General features: G+C 38.1%; 16 protein-coding genes. 12 read left to right on the top strand and 4 right to left on the bottom strand.

What is annotated here, in order from left to right; translation table 11 throughout:
* Positions 1–31: 31 nt before the first annotated feature.
* From QUF78_RS11545 to QUF78_RS11555, 3 genes are read right to left on the bottom strand one after another with little or no spacing between them, the layout of a single operon-like run.
* A complete protein-coding gene (locus tag QUF78_RS11545; RefSeq protein WP_289324748.1) occupies positions 32–1,891 on the bottom strand; it encodes an ABC transporter ATP-binding protein in 1,860 nt (619 codons plus the stop codon).
* Complete coding sequence (locus QUF78_RS11550; protein WP_289324749.1) at positions 1,888–3,612, bottom strand: ABC transporter ATP-binding protein; 1,725 nt, start codon at positions 3,610–3,612, stop codon at positions 1,888–1,890. Before QUF78_RS11550 ends, QUF78_RS11545 begins: the two co-directional genes overlap by 4 nt.
* Complete coding sequence (locus QUF78_RS11555; protein WP_289324750.1) at positions 3,609–4,088, bottom strand: MarR family winged helix-turn-helix transcriptional regulator; 480 nt, start codon at positions 4,086–4,088, stop codon at positions 3,609–3,611. The genes QUF78_RS11550 and QUF78_RS11555 overlap by 4 nt, the downstream gene beginning before the upstream one ends.
* 511 nt (positions 4,089–4,599) lie before the next feature.
* Here QUF78_RS11555 and QUF78_RS11560 point away from each other — a divergent pair.
* From QUF78_RS11560 to QUF78_RS11605, 10 genes are all read left to right on the top strand, one after another.
* Complete coding sequence (locus QUF78_RS11560) at positions 4,600–5,595, top strand: thiamine pyrophosphate-dependent dehydrogenase E1 component subunit alpha (protein ID WP_289324751.1); 996 nt, start codon at positions 4,600–4,602, stop codon at positions 5,593–5,595.
* 12 nt (positions 5,596–5,607) lie between these two features.
* Complete coding sequence (locus QUF78_RS11565; protein WP_289316730.1) at positions 5,608–6,591, top strand: alpha-ketoacid dehydrogenase subunit beta; 984 nt, start codon at positions 5,608–5,610, stop codon at positions 6,589–6,591.
* A 313-nt stretch (positions 6,592–6,904) separates the two neighbouring features.
* Complete coding sequence (locus tag QUF78_RS11570) at positions 6,905–8,275, top strand: sigma-54 interaction domain-containing protein (RefSeq protein WP_370014722.1); 1,371 nt, start codon at positions 6,905–6,907, stop codon at positions 8,273–8,275.
* Positions 8,276–8,719: 444 nt separating this feature from the next.
* The gene (locus QUF78_RS11575) at positions 8,720–10,273 is read left to right on the top strand and encodes an acyl-CoA synthetase (RefSeq protein ID WP_289324753.1); all 1,554 of its coding nucleotides are present in this window, start codon (positions 8,720–8,722) and stop codon (positions 10,271–10,273) included.
* Positions 10,274–10,460: 187 nt separating this feature from the next.
* A complete protein-coding gene (locus QUF78_RS11580; protein WP_289324754.1) occupies positions 10,461–11,255 on the top strand; it encodes an enoyl-CoA hydratase/isomerase family protein in 795 nt (264 codons plus the stop codon).
* A 255-nt stretch (positions 11,256–11,510) separates the two neighbouring features.
* Positions 11,511–12,977 (top strand): GntP family permease, encoded by a 1,467-nt coding sequence (locus QUF78_RS11585; RefSeq protein ID WP_289324755.1) that lies wholly within the window; start codon positions 11,511–11,513, stop codon positions 12,975–12,977.
* A 195-nt stretch (positions 12,978–13,172) separates the two neighbouring features.
* Positions 13,173–13,616 carry a MaoC/PaaZ C-terminal domain-containing protein gene (locus QUF78_RS11590; RefSeq protein WP_375088592.1) on the top strand — a complete coding sequence of 148 codons (444 nt, stop codon included), beginning with the start codon at positions 13,173–13,175 and terminating at the stop codon, positions 13,614–13,616.
* Between the two features lie 391 nt (positions 13,617–14,007).
* Positions 14,008–14,931, top strand: a complete 924-nt coding sequence (locus tag QUF78_RS11595) for a DMT family transporter (RefSeq protein WP_289324756.1) — start codon at positions 14,008–14,010, stop codon at positions 14,929–14,931.
* 492 nt (positions 14,932–15,423) lie between these two features.
* Positions 15,424–16,401 (top strand): ring-cleaving dioxygenase, encoded by a 978-nt coding sequence (locus QUF78_RS11600; RefSeq protein ID WP_289324757.1) that lies wholly within the window; start codon positions 15,424–15,426, stop codon positions 16,399–16,401.
* A 110-nt stretch (positions 16,402–16,511) separates the two neighbouring features.
* Positions 16,512–17,111 (top strand): nitroreductase family protein, encoded by a 600-nt coding sequence (locus QUF78_RS11605; protein ID WP_289324758.1) that lies wholly within the window; start codon positions 16,512–16,514, stop codon positions 17,109–17,111.
* A 508-nt stretch (positions 17,112–17,619) separates the two neighbouring features.
* Here the strand turns inward: QUF78_RS11605 and QUF78_RS11610 are convergent.
* Positions 17,620–18,963, bottom strand: a complete 1,344-nt coding sequence (locus tag QUF78_RS11610) for an aminotransferase-like domain-containing protein (RefSeq protein ID WP_289324759.1) — start codon at positions 18,961–18,963, stop codon at positions 17,620–17,622.
* A 117-nt stretch (positions 18,964–19,080) separates the two neighbouring features.
* On the opposite strand from QUF78_RS11610, the gene QUF78_RS11615 reads away from it, so the two are divergent.
* Together QUF78_RS11615 and QUF78_RS11620 are read left to right on the top strand one after the other, a co-directional pair.
* Positions 19,081–20,037: a DMT family transporter gene (locus tag QUF78_RS11615; protein WP_289324760.1), complete on the top strand. Its 957-nt coding sequence runs from the start codon at positions 19,081–19,083 to the stop codon at positions 20,035–20,037.
* Positions 20,038–20,922 carry a DMT family transporter gene (locus QUF78_RS11620; RefSeq protein WP_289324761.1) on the top strand — a complete coding sequence of 295 codons (885 nt, stop codon included), beginning with the start codon at positions 20,038–20,040 and terminating at the stop codon, positions 20,920–20,922.
* Positions 20,923–21,045 lie beyond the last annotated feature (123 nt).

Genomic DNA, 21,045 nt, shown 5'->3' on the forward strand with positions numbered 1-21,045 from the left:
GATTTCGTTTGGAAATCGAGCCTCTTTCATATTATCCAGCTACATTTTCAGTGAACTGACTATTGTATAACTCTGCATAGAAACCATTCACCCTTAAAAGTTCTGAATGTGTTCCTTTCTCTATCACTTTTCCTTGATCCATAACTAGAATCAAATCTGCATCCTTAATCGTTGAGAGACGATGGGCGATGACAAAGCTAGTTCGTCCTTCCATGAGTCGGTTCATGGCCTTTTGGATAAAGACTTCGGTCCGAGTGTCAACACTGGACGTCGCTTCATCCAATATCATGATTGGTGGATCTGCTAGAACAGCTCGGGCGATTGTCAAAAGCTGCTTTTGTCCTTGTGAGATGTTAGAAGCTTCTTCGTTTAAGATTGTCTCATACCCATCTGGCAGTGTCCGAATGAAATGGTCGGCATGTGCCGTGCGGGCAGCTGCAAAAATTTCTTCATCAGTTGCTCCATTTTTGCCATATGCTATATTTTCTTTAATCGTGCCATTAAAGAGCCAGGTATCTTGAAGCACCATCCCAAAGTTTTTTCGAAGATCACTCCTGGACATATTCCGTGTATCAAGACCATCAATATTAATCTTTCCGCCATTGAGTTCATAAAATCTCATCAAGAGATTTATCATGGTCGTTTTTCCAGCACCAGTCGGTCCAACAATTGCGACCGTCTGTCCAGGCAAGACATCGATGTTCATATCTTCAATTAACATTTCTTCCCCATATCCAAAGTCCACATGTTCAAAAGTGACAGCACCATTTGCTCTCTTTATATTAGCTGTGGTTTTTTCTTTCATTTCCTCTTCTTCATCAAGTAGCTCAAAGACACGCTCAGCTGCTGCAACCGTCGACTGAATAATGTTTGCGATGTTAGCTGTCTGTGTGATCGGCTGGGTGAACTGCTTTGAATATGTGATGAATGCCTGAATATCACCAATCGAGATCGAACGTTGCGTTACCAATATTCCGCCGACAACGCTGATGAGTACATAACTCAAATTTCCGATAAAGAACATCATGGGCATGATGATACCGGATATAAACTGAGCTTTGCTTCCCGCTTTATACAACTCTTCATTAACCATGGTAAACTGGGCACTCGCCTTTTTTTCATGTCCGAATGCTTTAACGACTTGATGGCCAGTATACATTTCTTCAATGTGCCCATTTAATTGTCCGAGTGTACGCTGTTGATCGGCGAAATGTTTTTGGGATCTTTTTAAAATAGGCCGGATTGCAAATATTGACAAAGGTAAGCTTACTATCGAGATTAATGTCAATAACGGGCTAATCGAAAGCATCATGATGATAATCCCCAAAATCGTTACGATCGAAGTGATGAACTGCGTTAAGCTTTGCTGAAGGGTGCTTCCGATCGTATCAATATCATTTGTCATTCGGCTAAGTGTTTCCCCGTTTGGACGTCCCTCAAAATATTTGAGAGGAAGTTTCCCGAGCTTTTCGTTAACATCTTCTCGTAAATCATATACTGTGTCCTGTGCAACACTTGACATAATGTATTGTTGTACATAGTTGAAAAGGCTGCTTAAGGCATAAAGTCCGGCAAGCAGTAGAAGGATCTGGCCAATTTTATCAAAGTTAATAGCTGCTCCTGGTATTCCCTGGAATTTCCCGTAAGCTCCTTCGAATAATTCTGTAATTGCATTTCCCATGATCTTTGGTCCAACAATCATAAAAATGGTACTCATGATTGCAGCGAAGAACACGGAAATCAATTTGTTGCGCCGCGGTTTTAAATAGGCCAAGAGGCGTCTTAGTGTTCCTTTAAAATCTTTTGCTTTTTGACCCATCATCATCATGTTACCGCCACCGGGACCATGCCCAACTTGACCGCCGCTTTGAGGTTTTTTTTGATTACTCATGCAATTTCCTCCTCTGTGAGCTGTGATAAGGCGATCTCACGGTAAATGTCGTTTGTACTAAGCAACTCTTGGTGTGTTCCCATACCTACAATGTGGCCTTCGTCCAACACAATGATTCGGTCAGCGTCCACGACAGTACTGACACGTTGGGCAACGAGTAGTACTGTCGAATTTTTCGTTTCATCTTTCAGGGCTGCGCGAAGGTTGGCATCCGTCTTGAAGTCTAGTGCAGAAAAACTATCATCGAATATATAAATATCGGGTTTCCGAATGAGTGCCCGTGCGATCGAAAGTCGTTGTTTTTGCCCTCCTGATAGGTTTGAACCGCCTTGTTCGATTTCTGCCTGATATCCGTCTTTCATTTTGCTGATAAAATCTTCCGCTTGCGCGATCCGAGCCGCATGCTCGACTTCATCTTGTGTGGCTGTTTGTTTTCCAAAGCGAATGTTTTCAGCGATAGTACCAGTAAAGAGGACGGCCTTTTGTGGTACAAAGCCAATTTTTGAGCGAACTTCATCTTGTGATGACTTACGAATATCAACACCATTGACGCGAATCGTTCCACTTGAAATATCATAGAAGCGAGGGATCAAATTGACGAGCGTCGTTTTCCCTGAGCCTGTTCCACCGATTATTGCGGTGATTTCACCAGGACTTGCAGAAAAACTAATATCCGATAATGCAGGTTCTTCTGCTCCTGGGTAACTGAACGTCACATGTTCAAATTCAAGTGTACCTTGTTCACGATCTGCCTTTTCTGTACCCTCATCCAGGAATGAAGGTTTCATGTCAAGGACTTCGTTTATCCTTGTTGCCGACACGGCCGCACGTGGAACCATAACGAACATCATGGATGCCATAACGAGGGCGAACATAATTTGCATAACATATTGGATAAAGGCCATTAAGTCCCCGATCTGCATACCGCCGTTATCAATACGAATTCCACCAAACCAAATGATACCAACAACCGTCAAGTTCATTACTAGCATCATTACAGGCATCATGAATGCCATGATTTTATTGACCTTGATCGAGACATCCGTCAATTCTTTATTCGCTTTCTTAAGTCGTTCCTTCTCTTGTGTTTCACGATTGAAGGCACGAATGACGCGAATACCAGTTAAATTTTCCCGTAATACAAGGTTCAACCTGTCTAATCGTTTTTGCACCGTTTGAAAGAGTGGCACACCTTTATATAGAATAAGCAGGATCGACCCAATCAACAAAGGCATTGTGACAACAATGACAAGGGATAATTTTGCATCCATGGATACTGCCATGATCAAACCGCCGATTAACATGATAGGTGCACTGATAACCATACGTAGCATCATGATAACCACTTGCTGGACTTGTGTTATATCATTGGTCGTCCGAGTAATCAATGATGCGGTACCTACTTCATCAAATTCTTGTAACGAAAATTTTTCAACATGATTAAAGACTTTCAGCCGGAGATCGCGTCCCATTCCCATAGCCGCTTTTGACGAATAGTAGCTTGCGATTATGGAAGCGCAAGCGCCAAGAGCGGAAACCAGCAGCATCAAACCACCAATTTTCCAAATGTATGGAGTGTCTCCTTGAACGACGCCTTTGTCAATAATATCGGCCATTAATGTAGGCAAAAAGAGGTCCGACATCGATTGAATAAAAACCAGTCCGATGACTGCTGAAATAATCCACTTATAAACGGATAAATTTTTCAGGATTTTTATCATTTTGTACACTCTCCCTGTTGGGTAGCTTGTGCTTCTAAAAAGTTTGTAATTTGAAGATGCGTTTCAAGCAGCTCTTCAAACTGTTCTTCCGAAAGCAATTCAATGGCCGATTGGAAAATTTGGTGAATGCTTCCTTCGTGAAAATGGATCGTTTTTAATAAATTTTCCCCCGTTTCGGTGATTGACAACTGAATCTCACGCCGATTGCCCTCCACATGCTCGCGATGGAGCATACCTGCCCGAACGAGACCATCAACCGCTTGGCTCAAGGTGCTTTTTGGAAGAAATGTTTTCGCCCCAACGGTTTTTTGAGTCATCTCCGTTTGAAGAGTGATGGCCATCAAAATGGAATATTGCGGAACTGTCAACCCATTTTCTGCCGTTGTCTTTTGAACGAACCGCATTATATTTTTCTGCACGTTCCAAAATGAACGCAAAAGTTGTACGGAACGCATCAACTGTTTTTCATTCTCCACTCAACATCACCATTCTTTCTTTTTCAAACTGTTCTATATTGAACAATTAATTTTATGAATCATTTTAATTTACATCTATCTTTCCGCTTCGTCAACAAAAAAACGACTTCAACACCCCAGGGTTATCTGGACTTTGCTACATATATGGAAATGGGTTTTAAAGTCAGGGGAGGCTTTCGCGTGAAAACAAACCATTCAATGTGAAATTAACTTGAAAATGTGAACTGATAAGTGTTAGGATAATATTGAGTTAGTACCAGGTAATAATAGTAGATGATAACGCAAATGAGAATGTACGGGTGTTAAATGGCAAGCATGTATACATAATAGAATTTTTCTTCCGTAGAACATAACAGGACTTAAGTTTGCGAGACAAACAGACAGATAATAAGAAAGATTGGTAATTTGTGACACAGAGCCCCATTTTAAATAAGGTGCCAATATGAGGAAAATATTCTGGTTTTAACGGGGAAATGTTTTAATTATTAGGTAATAGGAGGGATGATGACATATGGTTGAAAACCGTCATCTACAGGTAGGTCTCAGTGACGAAAAAGTGCTTGAGATGTATAGAGTTATGTTGTTGGCAAGACGTATAGATGAACGGATGTGGCTGTTGAACAGATCTGGAAAAATCCCATTTGTCGTTTCTTGTCAAGGACAAGAAGCAGCGCAAGTGGGTGCAGCTTTTGCATTGAATCGTGAAAAGGATTATGTCCTTCCTTATTATCGGGATCTAGGAGTGGTGCTCGCGTTTGGGATGACCGCCAGGGATTTGATGTTATCCAGTTTTGCCAAAGCGGAAGATCCAAATTCAGGCGGGCGTCAAATGCCTGGGCATTTTGGGCAAAAAAAGAATCGGATTGTGACGGGATCTTCGCCAGTTACCACTCAAGTGCCACATGCAGTGGGGATTGCACTCGCTGCAAAAATGGAAGGAAAAGATATTGTTTCATTCGTTACATTCGGAGAGGGTTCATCAAACCAAGGTGATTTTCATGAAGGAGCGAATTTCGCAGGTGTACATAAACTTCCGGTCATCTTGATGTGCGAGAATAATCAGTATGCCATTTCCATCCCGATAGAAAAGCAATTGGCTTGCAAGAAAGTTTCGGACCGGGCCATTGGTTACGGCATGCCAGGGGTGACGGTTGATGGAAATGATCCGATCGAAGTATACCGGGTGGTGAAAGAAGCGGCTGAGAGAGGAAGGCGTGGTGAAGGCCCAAGCTTAATCGAAACGGTTTCATACAGGCTTACACCACACTCAAGCGATGATGATGATAGTCAATACAGGTCGCCTGATGAAGTATCGGAGGCAAAAAAAATGGATTCGATCATTACTTTTGCTGCCTATTTAAAAGCAGCAGGAATCATGGATGATTCACTGGAGAAGCAAATGAACGAGGAAATAATGGAAGTAGTGAACGAAGCGACGGATTATGCAGAAAATGCTCCATTTGCGAATGAAGACACGCTCTCAAAATACGTTTACGCAGAAAGGTAAGGAGGAAAGAAAATGGCAGTGATATCTTATATAGATGCGGTGATAATGGCGATGCGGGAAGAAATGGAACGTGATTCCCGTGTATTTGTATTAGGTGAGGACGTAGGGGTAAAAGGCGGCGTTTTTAAAGCGACTTCAGGGTTATACGAACAATTCGGGGAACAGCGTGTCATTGATACCCCGCTTGCTGAATCCGCAATCGCAGGAGTTGGCATCGGTGCGGCCATGTATGGAATGAGGCCGATTGCGGAAATGCAATTCGCTGATTTTATCATGCCTGCAATCAACCAAATTATTTCAGAAGCTGCTAAAATTCGTTATCGCTCCAATAATGACTGGCAATGCCCAATCGTCATCAGGGCACCATACGGTGGGGGCGTACATGGGGCGTTATACCATTCACAATCCGTTGAAGCCATTTTTGCCAATCAACCAGGACTTAAAATTGTCATGCCCTCAACACCGTATGACGTGAAAGGGTTATTGAAAGCAGCCATTCGCGATGACGACCCAGTCCTTTTCTTTGAACATAAACGTGCCTATCGCCTTATTAAAGAAGAAGTGCCGACTGATGATTATGTATTACCCATTGGTAAAGCGGATGTAAAACGTGAAGGCGAGGACGTTACAGTGATTACTTACGGCCTTTGTGTTCATTTTGCGCTACAGGCAGCTGAAAGGCTGGCCAGTGATGGCATATCTGTTCATATACTTGATTTACGAACCGTTTACCCATTAGATCAAGAAGCCATTATGGAAGCTGCATCTAAAACAGGAAAAGTCCTATTGATTACTGAAGATAATAAGGAAGGGAGCATCATTAGTGAAGTATCGGCGATCATTGCAGAAAACTGCCTCTTCGATCTCGATGCCCCAATCATGAGACTTGCGGGTCCGGATGTTCCAGCAATGCCATATTCACCATCATTGGAGAAATCCTTCATGGTTAATCCTGAAAAAGTGGAAAAGGCACTGCGGGACCTGGTTGCCTATTAAATGATTGGCATGGAGGAACGACCTTGCGCATCCGTTTAAATTGTTGTTTATATTGGGATTGATCTTAAAAATGAACTTAAGTCTAGCAACTATAAAAAAGGTTGCCAGGCTTTTTTTTGCGCTACATAAATCATCTATAGTGAAAAAATAATCCGTTTGATTACGCTAGAGAGGGCATATAAAACTCCACCGAATTCTTTTTAATGAACACTTTATTTAGCAGTGATTTTTGGGGAATTTTCACTTAGTAAATATATATTAAATAGAAATGCGTGGTATTATATGGGAAAGAATTCTAGGTAAAGGAGAACTAATGATGAATACTGGACAATTATCCAATAATAAACTATTAGATATGGTGTTTGAAAGTACATATTATGGAATTGTAATTGTCGATAGTAACGCAAAAATTCAATATATTAGCAATAAATATTGTGAATTTTTAAATGTTGAACGCAGTACAGTGATTGGTGAACATGTGACGAATATAATTGAAAATACAAGGCTACACCTAGTAGTGCAAATAGGTAAATCTGAAATCGCTGATATACATTTTCTTCGTGGTGATTTTGTTATCGCTAATCGCATTCCTATTATCGAAAATAAGGAAATAATTGGTGCGATTGGGACAATAATGTTTCGTGATCTTGATGACTGGAACAAAATGAATAGCCACATTAAGGAGATACTGACAAAACATAATTTTTACACAAATGAAAGAGATGTTACAAATGGAGTAAAGTATTCCTTACACAATTTAATTGGAAATTCACAAGAAATACAACAGTTAAAAGAACGTGTGAAAAGGGTTGCTAGAGGTGATATCTCTGTACTAATTAGAGGAGAAAGCGGTACAGGCAAGGAAATAATAGCACATAGCATTCATCAGTTAAGTGGGAGAAGCGACAAACCACTTGTGAAAATAAATTGTACTTCAATTCCGGAACACTTGTTAGAATCTGAACTTTTCGGTTATGAAGAAGGTGCCTTTACAGGGGCAAACAAGGGAGGTAAAATAGGAAAGTTTCAATTTGCTGATGGTGGGACTGTTTTCCTTGACGAAATTGGTGATATGCCTCAGCAAATGCAAGTCAAGTTATTAAGGGTTCTTCAGGAGAAGGAATTTGAGCCTGTAGGTTCGCTTTATCCAAAAAAACTAAATGTTCGAGTGATTGCTGCAACAAATCGCCCTTTAGAAAAATTGGTTGAAGAAAAACTATTTCGTGAAGACCTTTTTTATAGAATTAATGCTGTCCAATTATTTGTTCCTCCTTTAAGAGATAGAATTGAAGATATCCCTTTACTCGTAGATTATTTTTTTAAAAAAGTCACAGCTCGAATAGGAAAACGAGTAACCTCTGTACATCCTGAGGTGCTTTCATTAATAGAGCAATATAACTGGCCAGGGAATATCAGAGAACTAGAGAATGTGATTGATGCAGGTGTTCACCTATCAAATGACGAAGTAATCGGAAAAGATGCTTTACCTGATTATCTAAAAGTTCATAAGGTTAAAATGAAAGAAGAAAGTTTAAAGGATATTGTGGAGGAAACAGAAAAGAAGGCAATCGAAAGAGCGTTAAGGAGGTTTAAGTTTGATAAAAAGCGGGTTGCGGAAACTCTTGGAATAGGGAATTCTACCCTTTACGATAAAATAAAAAAATATCGAATTTCTGACCAATAAAAATAAATCCAGGATTTCAGAATTCATTCCGAAATCCCGGATTTAATTTTAATTTCCGTATTAGTGTAGATAAAGTTACATTAAAGGAGAAAAAAGGCTATAGAACAGATTTAATTTTTATTTAAATTATGAAAATTAATGAATAAAAAATCAACTGATCTAACTTCAGTTGATTTTTTTTGATTCTTTTCTGAAAAATCAGAAAATAAATAATTGGATATTCCTCAATAATTAGGAAAAGTAAGTCAGTATAGGGGGTTTACGTTTTGGAATGAATCTTGCATTCAAATTAGAAGAAAGGAGGAAGGAATCGATAAAGACGAGTGGTCAATTTAATGGCATTTTAGAGGCACTTGTTTAGTAACAATTACTTTGAACATTATTGAATTTAGCGCTTTGATATCTGTAATTTGAATCTGCTTACATTGAAAAGGAGGAATTTCATTGGATGTCGGTTTTATAACAAGAAAAATGGCAAATGATTTAAATAATATAAATCATAGAAAAATAGCAATAAAAGAAGAAGTAGGAAAGTCAATGACGTACATGGATCTCCACCATATATCAAATGCGTATGCAAACAAGCTTTACGAATTAGGAGTTCGAAAAGGGGATCGTGTCGGTATTTTACTTTACAACTGTCTCGAATATTTTAGTCTATATTTTGCCATTGCGAAAATCGGCGCAATTGCCGTTCGACTTAACTTTAGGCTATCAAGTGCTGAGCTTGAGTATGCATTAAATGATTCACAGACAAAAATATTATGCTTCCATTCGAACTTATCCAATCAGCTGGAATCAGTTTGTAATCATGTTTCTGTTGAGCGATATTTTTGTCTTCCTCATAGAAATGGCTCAATCCCAGGTTGGTCTGAGTCATGGAGTGTTTTAGAAAGTGGTTCGGTAGATGAGGTCAAAGTCGATAACATTAAATTAAACGATCCGGTCATGCTTATGTACACATCAGGCACAACGGGAAGACCTAAAGGTGCGATTTGGACTCATGATACAACTTTCTGGTTTTCCACGATACAAGCGCTGAAATGGAAATTTACAGGGAGAGAAGTTGCGATGACGACAGGACCACTATATCATGTTGGAGCGATGGAAGATATCGCACTTCCTATTCTTATGATGGGTGGAAGCGTAGTAATTACAAAAAGCCAAGAATTCGAGATTGGAAGAATTCTTTCCGTTATTGAACAGGAAAATGTGACCGATGCTTTTTTATTCCCTTTTATGATTTATGAAATGCTAAATTTGCCTGAAATTGAAGAGTATCAGCTAAAATCTTTAAAAACTATTTATACAGGTGGTGACCCGCTAATGCCATGGGCATTAGAACAATTAAAAAAGAGGTTTCCTCAAATTGGAGTTGTTCAAGTTTACGGGTTAACTGAAGGACAACCAATTGCGGCTTCGCTTGAACCACAGGATGCTTTTACAAAAGGCCATACCGTTGGAAAGCCGATGCCACTTACAGAAATTAATATTATCGATGAGGATGGAACGCCCTTGCCTGTTGGTGAAATTGGTGAAATTGCTATTAAAAGTCCAGCGGTTTCTGAGGGTTATTGGAGGAAACCCGATGCCACAATGGAAACATTTGTGAATGGGTGGTGTAAAACAGGAGACATGGGAAAATTCGATCATGATGGGTATCTATCAATTGCAGGCAGAAAAAAAGATATGATTCGAAGCGGTGGTGAAAACATTTACTCAGCGGAAATTGAAGATGTCTTATACCGCCATGAGGAAGTAAAGGAAGTTTCTATAATTGGTATTCCTGATCCGAAATACATTGAGGCTGTATGTGCTGTTATTGTTAAAAAAGAAGGAGCCAAACTTACGGAAGAAGATGTTGTTAATTACTGTAAGGAACATCTTGCTAGCTACAAAAAACCTAGAAAGGTCACATTTGTTGATGAAATTCCACGTACCCCATCTGGTAAGGTTCAAAAGTTTATTCTTCGAAAACAGTATAGTGGTATGGAATAAATAAGGAATTTTCCAAAGGTTAAAAAGGTACAGGTTTTTTAAATACATTATTTCAATTTGTTTAAAAAATGCACATAACCACAAAGGATTCTATAAAGATAACTGGTTTACCCACTGATGCACGTTTTCAGCAATGCAAGAACATCTGGAACCCCACAAGTACACTTAAGGTTGAGGAGGAAAGCCGATGAAGAATAAAAATCAAGTTGTTTCATGGTCGAAACAGGGTAATATTGCAACGATTATTATTGATAATCCACCTGTTAATGTATTAAGCGCAGATGTTATAGAACAATTGAATCTTGTGGTGGATGAAATTGAAAGCGATTACAATGTTAAGGTCATTATCCTTACAGGTGAAGGCGAAAGAGCTTTTGTTGCTGGTGGAGATATTAAAGAATTTCCAGCATGGATAGGAAAAGGAGTCGAAGAAGGAAAGGGGAAATCACTTTGGCTTCAGGAACCACTTAATAAAATTGAACGTCTATCTCGACCAACCATTGCTGCAATCAACGGATTAGCATTAGGTGGAGGATGTGAACTTGCCTTAAGTTGTGACATTCGGATTGCGGAGGAACAAATTAGGATTGGGCTTCCTGAAATTAAATTGGGGTTGTTTCCAGGGGCAGGGGGAACTCAAAGACTTCCTAGACTGATAGGTAAAGCAAAAGCAAAAGAATTGATCTTTACTGGTGAGCCACTGATTGCTGAAGAGGCCAAACAAATAGGACTTGTTAATCATGTCGTGCCAAAGGGGGAATCCATAAAAAAAGCAATGGAAATCGCAAAATGTATGTGCAATTATTCTTTACAATCTTTAACTTTTGCAAAGCACTCTATTGATTATGGTTATGAACAAACACTTGAAGATGGACTTGTGATTGAAGCTGAAAATTTTGGCCATGTTTTTCAGACTAGGGACGTTAAGGAAGGCGTTGAAGCCTTTATTAATAAAAGAGAGCCTAACTTCGTTGATAAGTAATCCTTCATGACAAAACCAGAGTCAAGTCCAATTTTTGAAAAAAAGAAGATTCTGATGTAACTAATTTTTGTTTATAAACTAAATAGATAAAGTTATTTTTAAAAAAACAATGGATCTATTCGGGAAATTAATTAGAGTTCTTTACTATGTTCACTAGAAAAGTGAATTATGATGCCCAAGAAGTCTTGGGGCAATGCATTCAAACCAGCAACAAATGATAACATATTATATTTTGAGAAAAAGGGGGAAATCAATATGGATGTAATAATTATTATTATTTCACTAGGATTACTTATGTTTCTAGCATATCGAGGATTTTCTGTTATACTTTTTGCACCATTGTGCGCTTTGTTTGCTGTATTTTTAACGGATCCTGGACATGTTTTACCTTTCTTCTCTAATATATTTATGGTTAAGTTAGTTGAATTTGTTAAATTATATTTCCCGGTTTTTCTACTAGGTGCTATTTTTGGGAAATTGGTTGAAATAAGCGGTGTTGCAAAGAGCATAGCTAAAATTATTGTCCGTTTTATCGGGGCTAAACAAGCCATTCTAGCCATTGTGATAATGGGCGCAATCCTGACTTATAGCGGAGTTAGTTTGTTTGTTGCAGTGTTTGCCATCTATCCATTTGCTGCTCAGCTGTTTCGCGAAGCTAATATTCCAAAGCGTTTAATTCCTGCGACAATTGCAGTTAGTGCTTTTACCTTTTCCATGGATTCACTTCCAGGGTCTCCGCAAATTCAGAATGTCATTCCAACGGGGTTCTTTAAAACTGACATCTATGCTGCACCGACATTAGGAATTATTGGGGCAATATTTATCATTTCCTTGAGCCTTTTATACTTAAATCATTGTCGACATAAGGCAGCTAGAAATGGTGAAGGGTATTTTGGAATGGGGGATAAAGCTATTGATAAGGAAGCTGCTGAAGCAGAAATGGCAGCTAGTTCTGCTATATCGCTGGAAACGACTAATAAGTTGGGAATGGATTCTGAAAAAGCTATAAGTAGAAAAGACTGGCTTGCTTTTATTCCGTTGGTGTTAGTTGGAGTGATGAATAAGTTTTTTACTGAGTCTTTTCCTCTTTGGTATGCCAAAGGATTTGATTTTTCTACAATTGGGTTAAAAGATTATGGAAATGTTGATATGTCTAAAGTTATTGGTGTTTGGTCTGTAGAGATGGCTCTTATTCTCGGAATAATAGCAACCGTCTTATTAAACTTAAAAGCTGTCAAATTAAATTTCAATTCGAGTATTAATATAGGGATTAATGGGGCATTGCTTGCAACCATGAATACGGCAACCGAATATGGTTTTGGGGGTGTGATTGCTGCTTTACCCGGCTTTACTGTGATACAAGATTATCTTACTGGAATGTTTTCGAATCCTTTAATTAATGGGGCGATCATGACAAATGTTTTGTGCGGCATTACTGGTTCAGGATCTGGCGGGATGAGCATTACGTTGAGCCTAATGGCGGATACGTATATACAAACAGCTGCTCATTTTGACATTCCGTTGGAAGTTTTACATCGTGTCATTGCTATGTCAGCAGGTGGGTTTGATACTTTGCCACATAACGGAGCTATAATTACTCTTCTAGCTGTTACTGGACTCACACATCGCCAGGCATATAAAGACATTTTTGTTATTACCATTATAAAGACACTTGCTGTATTCTTTGTAATTGGTATATTCAGCTTGTTTGCCATCGTTTAAATATTTGCCGGTGAGCATTGGAAAATATATTTCATTTACTAGCTTTAAACGCTATTCACATCGAATAGTACGTCTTTGAAAAACATTTTTTATAGTGTTGATTTTAAAAACTATCACTAAATTATATAGTATATAGTATTTAATATCTGAATTTTCCGCCAACTAATTCAAGCCCAAATAAAGGAGATTGGAATAATGTTTAATAAATATTTCCATCAATATGAAATCGGAGAAACATGGGTGTCGAAAGGACGTACTATAACCGAAGCAGATCTAGTAATGTTTTCTGCATTTAGCGGTGACTGGTTTCCCCTCCATACTGATAAGGAGTATGCAGCAAATACACAATTTAAGCAAAGGATAGCCCACGGAATGCTTATACTTTCGGCTGCAACCGGCTTATTTCAATTTGAACCAGGAATCGTCGTTGCATTTTATGGTTTGGAGAAAGTTCGATTTACAAACCCTACCTTTATTGGGGACACGATACATGTAGAATTAAAGGTGATTGACCTTTTTGAAAAGGGCTATCAAGGTGTTGTAACAGTCATCCAAGAAATAAAAAAACAAAACGGAGAAACTGTAGCCATCGCCAATATGAAAATAATGGTCAATTCTGATGCCGAAGTAAAAATATAATAATCACTTGATCTATTAGGCGACAAACTTAAATATTCGAGCAGGTAAAACGTACTTATGACTACTATCAATATCAAATTAGGCAATTCGAAGTGAAAGGTATTATCCCAAACTTTAGCACAGAAATTTAAACGGCGGTAGGTGGAAGAAACAAAATAACAAGCTGCGTTTTTTTACTTCATTTTTCAGAAGAAGGCAAGCCTGCACACTGGCTTGCCTTCTTTGATGAACTCACGCCTCTTTAGTTTTTTAAGACATCTTTGTCTTGCCTTTATAGGGTGTTGTTTCGATTTTGGCAGAAGAAAATTTCAAGTTCATCTTATATAGCAAGATTTTAAATGAAATCCCTAACAATTTTTGTCATAATAAGAAAGTAGGAAGGGGGAACATCATGCTTCGATTATACGGGGCTTTAATCGGCCTTAGTTTGATATGGGGTTTATCATTTGTTTTTATGAAGTGGATGCTCCCGCCAGCGGGAATTTGGGGCATTGTGTTTCTCCGCTGTTTTGCGGGTGCTGTTGTTCTGCTTCCCGTGTTATGGTGGAAGCGCAGGGAAATCAACTGGAAATTGCCGTGGAAAGCACTGGTCGTTGTCGGAATCTTCAATTGCGGATTAGCATGGGGATTAATACCTTTAAGTGAAACAGAGATTAACAGCAGTACGGCATCGATTCTAAATGCAACCACACCCATCTGGACGGGGATCATCGGATTTATCATTTTTTCATACGTTCTAACCGCCCGACAATGGATGGGCATTCTAATTGGTTTTTTCGGAATTCTAGTATTGATGGATTTTCAAATCGGTCAGCTTTTCGGAAAGGAATTCATCGGGATTGGGACAATGCTGCTAGCGTCCATCTGTTATGGTTTTGCTGGTCATTTTACGAAAAGATTTCTTTCCAGTACCAGCATATTGGTCATTACGACGTTTACGCTGCTCACGGGTGCCGTTATCGGTTTGATCGGGATGCTAATAACAGAGCCGATTAAGCCAGTGATGTTGATGGAACCGCTGACGATTTTCGCCATAGTCGGTCTTGGGTGCTTTGGCTCTGGGCTTGGCCAGCTAATCTATTTTTACATCAATAAAAATGGCAGCCCAGAGTTAGCCGCATCGGTTACATACCTTATTCCTGCAACAGCTATGGTTTGGGGCTACGTCCTGCTTGGAGAAGCGATAAATCCTAATGTAATTATTGGCCTGCTGATTATTTTCGCAGGAGTTTATCTTTCTTCTAAGAAGTCAAAAGAAAATGATGGCACAAACTCTTCATCCGGAAAACAAGCGGATTTGCATCACGTAAAATAAGAAACCAAAACGAAATAGCCCTCACGTAAAAATTTTGTTTTTTCCTGAGGGCTTTCGTATTGAATCGCATTAATAGTTTTTTACTTATTCTAATCCAATTTTGCCAAAGAAGTGATTGATTATCTTTGCCGCATTTATAGCTATAGACATTAACCCTTATACAGAAGTGGATTTGCATTAGAATGGATATTCTTACGTAGAATATTTAGAATTAATTTCTCCTATTATAGAAAGGGAAATTGACAGTATTTTTTGCCTGAAATTATTTTGGTGTTGAGATATATTAATTTGAGATAATATTGTTGACAGTAAATTTAATTCATGATAAATTACCTTTAAGTAAAGATAATTTAATTCGAGATATTAAAAAGTGTAAAACCCTATACAAACTCCTTTAATGAATAGACCACTCTGCTTGAAGGAAAAATATAGGGAACTAATGAAAAAGCTAAACAACCATAAGTTGAATCGTTTTAATGGGAGGAATCAAGTATGAATGGATTAAAAGGTATACACCACGTAACGGCCATAACAAGCAGCGCAGAAAAGAATTATGAATTTTTCACTGATATTTTAGGTATGCGTTTAGTCAAGAAAACAGTTAACCAAGATGATATCCAAACCTATCACCTGTTTTTTGCAGACGATGTTGGGGGTCCAGGTACTGACATGACTTTCTTCGATTTCCCTGGTATTCCAAAAGGTGTGCATGGGACCAATGAGATTTCAAAAACATCCTTCCGTGTACCGAATGATGCCGCATTAGAGTATTGGGTTAAGCGTCTCGACCGTTTAGAAGTGGGGAATACAGGAATCCAAGAACAATTTGGTAAAAAGGTCATTTCTTTTGTCGATTTTGATGATCAGCAATATCAATTGATCTCAGATGAAAACAATGAAGGGGTAGCAGCTGGAATCCCCTGGCAAAAAGGACCGATTCCTCTGGAGTACGCCATTACAGGATTAGGACCAATTTTCATTCGTATCGCCAACTTCGATTACTTTAAAGAAATGATGGAAAAAGTTCTATTATTCAAAGAAATAGCCGAAGAAGGATCCTTTCATTTATTCGAAGTAGGGGAAGGCGGGAATGGAGCACAAGTAATTGTCGAGCATAATTCGAGCCTTCCTCAGGCACGGCAAGGTTTTGGGACTGTTCACCATACAGCCTTCCGGGTAGAAGACCGTTCCGTTCTGGAAGAATGGATCGAACGAATGGAAAGCTTCCAATTTCAAACGTCTGGTTATGTTGATCGTCACTTTTTTGAGTCGCTTTACGTACGAGTGGCGCCGCAAATTTTATTCGAATTTGCCACTGATGGTCCTGGATTTATGGGGGATGAACCATATGAAACCCTTGGGGAAAAGTTATCCTTACCACCGTTCTTAGAACCTAAAAGGGATCAAATCGAAAAATTGGTCCGTCCCATTGATACAGTGAGAAGCACAAAGGAATTCATTAAAGAATAATGGGTAACCTTAAGCGAATGATATATGGGTTTATGCCCATACTAAAACAGGTAGAAATAAAACATGGAATAATCATTTGAAATAGAAAAAATGCTCTGGAGGAATGAATCATGACAAAAGATTTTTACACGGCCATTAAAGAGAGACGTTCATATTATGGAATCAATAAAGAGGTCCAAGTATCTGATGAGAAAATAAAAGAAATTGTTGAATTTGCCGTTAAACACACGCCATCGGCTTTTAATTCCCAATCTTCCCGCCTTATTGTTTTAACAGGCTCAGCACATGATAAATTATGGGATATTACGACGCAAGCGTTAAGGAAAGCGGTCGGTGAGGGAGATTTCTCTGGCACTCAACAAAAAATGGATTCCTTTAAAGCGGGATATGGAACCATCTTATTCTTTGAAGATGAATCTGTTGTGAAATCACTTCAAGAACAATTTGCTACTTATGCCGATAACTTCCCAATCTGGTCACAACAAACATCAGGAATGCATCAATTAGTTGTTTGGACTGCCCTTGAAGCAGAAGGATTGGGAGCAACTTTACAGCATTATAATCCTCTAATTGATGATGATGTGAAAAAAGAATGGGATGTTCCAAGTAATTGGAAGTTGATTGCGCAAATGCCATTCGGTAATCCAACAGCTCAACCAGGTGATAAAGAATTCAAACCACTTGAGGATCGTATAAAATATTATAAATAACTAGTAAGAGCAACTTTATTAAAGCCAAGTCTAACGGGCTCTCAGACTGTAGACAAACTCGAAGAAAAGCGAGTTTGTCTACAGTTTTTTTCTTTAAAAAACATTCCCTCGCCGAAAGCGTCTTTGGTGTCCCGGCTAGCCAGTTATTCGGCAGGAGTGTCGCAAATTTCTTCAACCTAGCGAGAGTTCCATCCCATATAAAACAGTAAAAAATCATGGAGTATAACCAAGTTTTGTTTTGAAATTATGGTAATGATCCCCTCGATAAAATCGTGAAAAGGATTCGGGAAGAGACCATCCCGCCCCCTTTTTGTATACAAACCGAGAGCCAACTCTATTTAGCTCTTTTTTAGTTGAGCTCATTTTGCATATGCTTTTCAGAATTACAAATGTTAATGGATGTAATTTACAGATATTAATGGCTTTGCGTTGTTATCAGAAAAAATATTTTTACTGCTTTTTTGATAAATGTTCTGAGTGGAAAGTGACTATACCTTATGTAAAAGCTTTATAAGTAATAGTTCTGCTTGTTATTCAATTCTTTATAAATGAGTGCTATTCCTTGATCAAGTTTTTGTATATTTGTATTGGACACGTTTAATTTTAATATTTTTTCCTGGTGAAAGCCATCTATATAATTTTGCTCTATCGTCTCTACCAGTACTTGTTGATTGTGTAAGTTTTTGATTAGGTGAGCACTATTTAAACGATGAGGTAGTATGATATGAGCGTTCATACATATGGATGCTGGGCGATGAAAGCCTGAAGTTGAGTGCTTTTCTAGAGCATCATATAGCAAGTTTGCACGCACTAAATAGGACAGGCGCACTTTGTTTCTATGGCGTTCAAACATACCGCTTTTTATGTAGATTTCCAGGGCTGCTTGTGAAATCATGGAACTATCGATATCAGCTGTTCTTTTATATAGTTGGAAGCTGTTCGCTAATGGTTTTGGCAATACGGCAACACCTATACGTAATCCTGGAAACATTATTTTAGAGAAGCTTTTTAAATAAATGACCATGTGATGTGTATCCTCGGAAAAAATAGGGTCTACCTTCATATTTTCTTCGAAATCTGCTAAAAAATCATCTTCGACAATATAAACACCATACTTTACAGCAAGTTTTAGTATCTCTTCCCTGTCCTTTTTAGAGTAAGAAGTCCCTAACGGATTATGAAAACGAGGCATCGTATAAAAGAATTTAATTTCCTGACCACTAAAAATCCGTTCTAATTCCTCTAAATCAATACCTTCTGCCGTTCGTTGGATTCCTAGCACGGAAATCTTGTACGCTTTCAATTGCTCCACAAATAAATGATAACTAGGTTGTTCAACAAGTATATGGGTACGTTCATTTGGAAAGGGGATAAGTGTTAATAAGGAAAGTGCTTGTTGCACACCAGAAGTAATGAAAATCTGTTCTTCCTTTGCGAAAACCTGATATTGCTCTAATTGCTTTTGTATCACTTTAATTAAAGAGGGTAGTCCTTTTGGAGTGCCATAGATAAACAATTCTTGCTGATAGGTATCGATGGCTTTGTTGATGCAATGTTGAAAGTCATGATACGGAAATTGATGCCAAGCGGGAGCGGAGGTAACAAAATCGATTTCCGCAGTTGGTTCACTTTTACCATTAAATTCTTTTTGAACGACATAATATCCACTTTTAGGTACCGCATAGATTAAATGCCTCTTTTCCAATTCTTGCAGGGCTTTTATGACTGTACTTTTACTACAATGATGTTGATCGCTTAGTTGACGAATTGATGGGAGTTTAAATCCTGCTTTGAGCTGTCCATTCTGGATGAGAGATTCAAATTCATTAAACAAAGCTACGTATTTTAACATGAATACCTCCTAAAAACTGTACCGTTACAGATGCTTTTTATTTGTATTGTATCGTAGTCGAACTTTTAATACGATACTAACAACCGGCCGGGTGTTGAAAAGGAGGATTTACTCTATATGCCAGAACATAAAAAAGCCTATTTTGCGGCGATACTATATGCCATTATTATTGGATTTTCATTTATCTTTACAAAAATATCATTAATGGAAGCGAGTCCGTTAGACACATTGGCACATCGATTTACGATGGCTTTTTTGATCGCTATAATTTTTAAGCTGTATAGGAGGACATCAGTGAAAATGAGTGCAAAGGATACTTTGAAAACTCTTCCGTTGGTGTTCCTTTATCCAATTTTATTCTTTACATTCCAAGTGTTTGGTCTCGTTTATACCTCATCTTCAGAAGCGGGTATCATCCAAGCGACCATACCAATTTTCACGTTATTATCAGCTTCATTATTTTTGAAGGAATACGCGGGTAAAAGTCAGAAATTTTTTCTTTACTTATCTGTGATGGGGGTTATCTTTATCTTTGTCATGAATGACTTGCAACTTGAGGCTCACAGTTTGAAAGGAACGATCCTGATCTTATTATCTGCGATTGCTGCGGCTCTTTATAATGTGGTAGCAAGAAGGTTAACAAAGCGATATTCACTATTTACGTTAACTTATGTGATGACGTTCTATGGTTTTTTTGCTTTTAATAGTATGGCCATCATCAACCATATCATTAACCAATCTTTTAGTAGCTTTTTTTTACCCTATACAAGTAGTGCATTTCTCATTTCGATCATATATCTTGGTGCATTATCGTCACTGCTTACTGCTTTTTTATCAAACTATGCATTATCTATATTACCAGCATCTAAGATGAGCGTTTTCAGTAATTTAGCGACATTGATTACGGTTATGGCAGGGGTGATATTCTTACATGAATCCATACACTATTATCACGTTATTGGTGCAATGATTATTCTTGTTGGTGTAATCGGCACAAACTATTTTGGTGGAAATCGGTCAAAGCATATCAGTAAGGTTATTGGCGATCCATTAATGAAGAGAGAGGTAAAGTGAATGAATAAATATTTGTTATTACTGGTGATTAGTTGTATATGGGGATCTCAATTCTTCTTTATTGCATTAGTTATAGATAATGTTGGGGTTATTACTTTGTCAGCCATCAAAGCATGTATAGGTGGTATCTGTTTACTCTTCATTGGTTTTTTCTTATCAAAAGAAGAGCGAAGAGTAAATAGGAGTTATTATAAATGGTATATAATCATTGCGGTTTTCGAAGTTGTACTACCATTCGTATTTATTGCGCAAGGTCAGAAAACGGTACCAAGCAGTATCGCATCGATGTTGATTGGAATGGTTCCTGTCTTTACCATCCTCTTTTTAATAACATTTTACAAAAGAAAAAGCACAATGCCGGAGATTACAAGTATACTATTCGGATTTGCAGGTATTGTCTTCCTTTCCTGGCCAACACAAGGATTCCATGACCTTTTCACCAGTATTCAAGGTAATATCCTATTGATATTGGCTGCCATGAGTTTTGGATTATCATTGATTATCATGGAGAAATTAAATGAGGGATCTTCCGTTATTCATATGAGAAATGTATTATTGATTGCCAGTGCATTTCTCATCCCAATGTCCCTTTTATTTGAGCAATCTTTCAAATTGGATTTAGAACGATCTCAATCTATCTACTTAGCGATTTTAGGCATTTTCCATGCAGGAGTAGTTTATGCATTATTTAATAGGCTGATTCGGCAAGAAGGCGCGTTATTTACGTCATTCAGTAATTATATAGTGCCTGTCATCGGTATGATTTTAGGCTTTTTCTTTTTACATGAAGCGTTGTCTATTCATCAGATGATTGGGATGGGTATAATTATGATGTCATTGGTTTTTTCAGACAAAAAAATAATAACCAAGTTGATAAGAAAGTAGTATTTTAATATATGTGCTATTGTCCGTAGTCTTTAATTTACTAATAAACCGCAGATTTTAGAATTTCGAAAAAATACCGCAGTAAAAGTGAGAAAAGAGAAGTGGATTATATTTTATCTTTGT

The organism is Peribacillus sp. ACCC06369, assembly GCF_030348945.1.
Taxonomy (GTDB): domain Bacteria; phylum Bacillota; class Bacilli; order Bacillales; family DSM-1321; genus Peribacillus.

Bases quoted from the DNA above. Each gene is read 5' to 3' on its own strand.
- QUF78_RS11545 (WP_289324748.1), bottom strand. From the start codon at position 1,891: ATGAGTAATCAAAAAAAACCTCAAAGCGGCGGTCAAGTTGGGCATGGT.
- QUF78_RS11550 (WP_289324749.1), bottom strand. From the start codon at position 3,612: ATGATAAAAATCCTGAAAAATTTATCCGTTTATAAGTGGATTATTTCA.
- QUF78_RS11560 (WP_289324751.1), top strand. From the start codon at position 4,600: ATGGTTGAAAACCGTCATCTACAGGTAGGTCTCAGTGACGAAAAAGTG.
- QUF78_RS11565 (WP_289316730.1), top strand. From the start codon at position 5,608: ATGGCAGTGATATCTTATATAGATGCGGTGATAATGGCGATGCGGGAA.
- QUF78_RS11570 (WP_370014722.1), top strand. From the start codon at position 6,905: ATGATGAATACTGGACAATTATCCAATAATAAACTATTAGATATGGTG.
- QUF78_RS11580 (WP_289324754.1), top strand. From the start codon at position 10,461: ATGAAGAATAAAAATCAAGTTGTTTCATGGTCGAAACAGGGTAATATT.
- QUF78_RS11585 (WP_289324755.1), top strand. From the start codon at position 11,511: ATGGATGTAATAATTATTATTATTTCACTAGGATTACTTATGTTTCTA.
- QUF78_RS11590 (WP_375088592.1), top strand. From the start codon at position 13,173: ATGTTTAATAAATATTTCCATCAATATGAAATCGGAGAAACATGGGTG.
- QUF78_RS11595 (WP_289324756.1), top strand. From the start codon at position 14,008: ATGCTTCGATTATACGGGGCTTTAATCGGCCTTAGTTTGATATGGGGT.
- QUF78_RS11600 (WP_289324757.1), top strand. From the start codon at position 15,424: ATGAATGGATTAAAAGGTATACACCACGTAACGGCCATAACAAGCAGC.
- QUF78_RS11605 (WP_289324758.1), top strand. From the start codon at position 16,512: ATGACAAAAGATTTTTACACGGCCATTAAAGAGAGACGTTCATATTAT.
- QUF78_RS11610 (WP_289324759.1), bottom strand. From the start codon at position 18,963: ATGTTAAAATACGTAGCTTTGTTTAATGAATTTGAATCTCTCATCCAG.
- QUF78_RS11615 (WP_289324760.1), top strand. From the start codon at position 19,081: ATGCCAGAACATAAAAAAGCCTATTTTGCGGCGATACTATATGCCATT.
- QUF78_RS11620 (WP_289324761.1), top strand. From the start codon at position 20,038: ATGAATAAATATTTGTTATTACTGGTGATTAGTTGTATATGGGGATCT.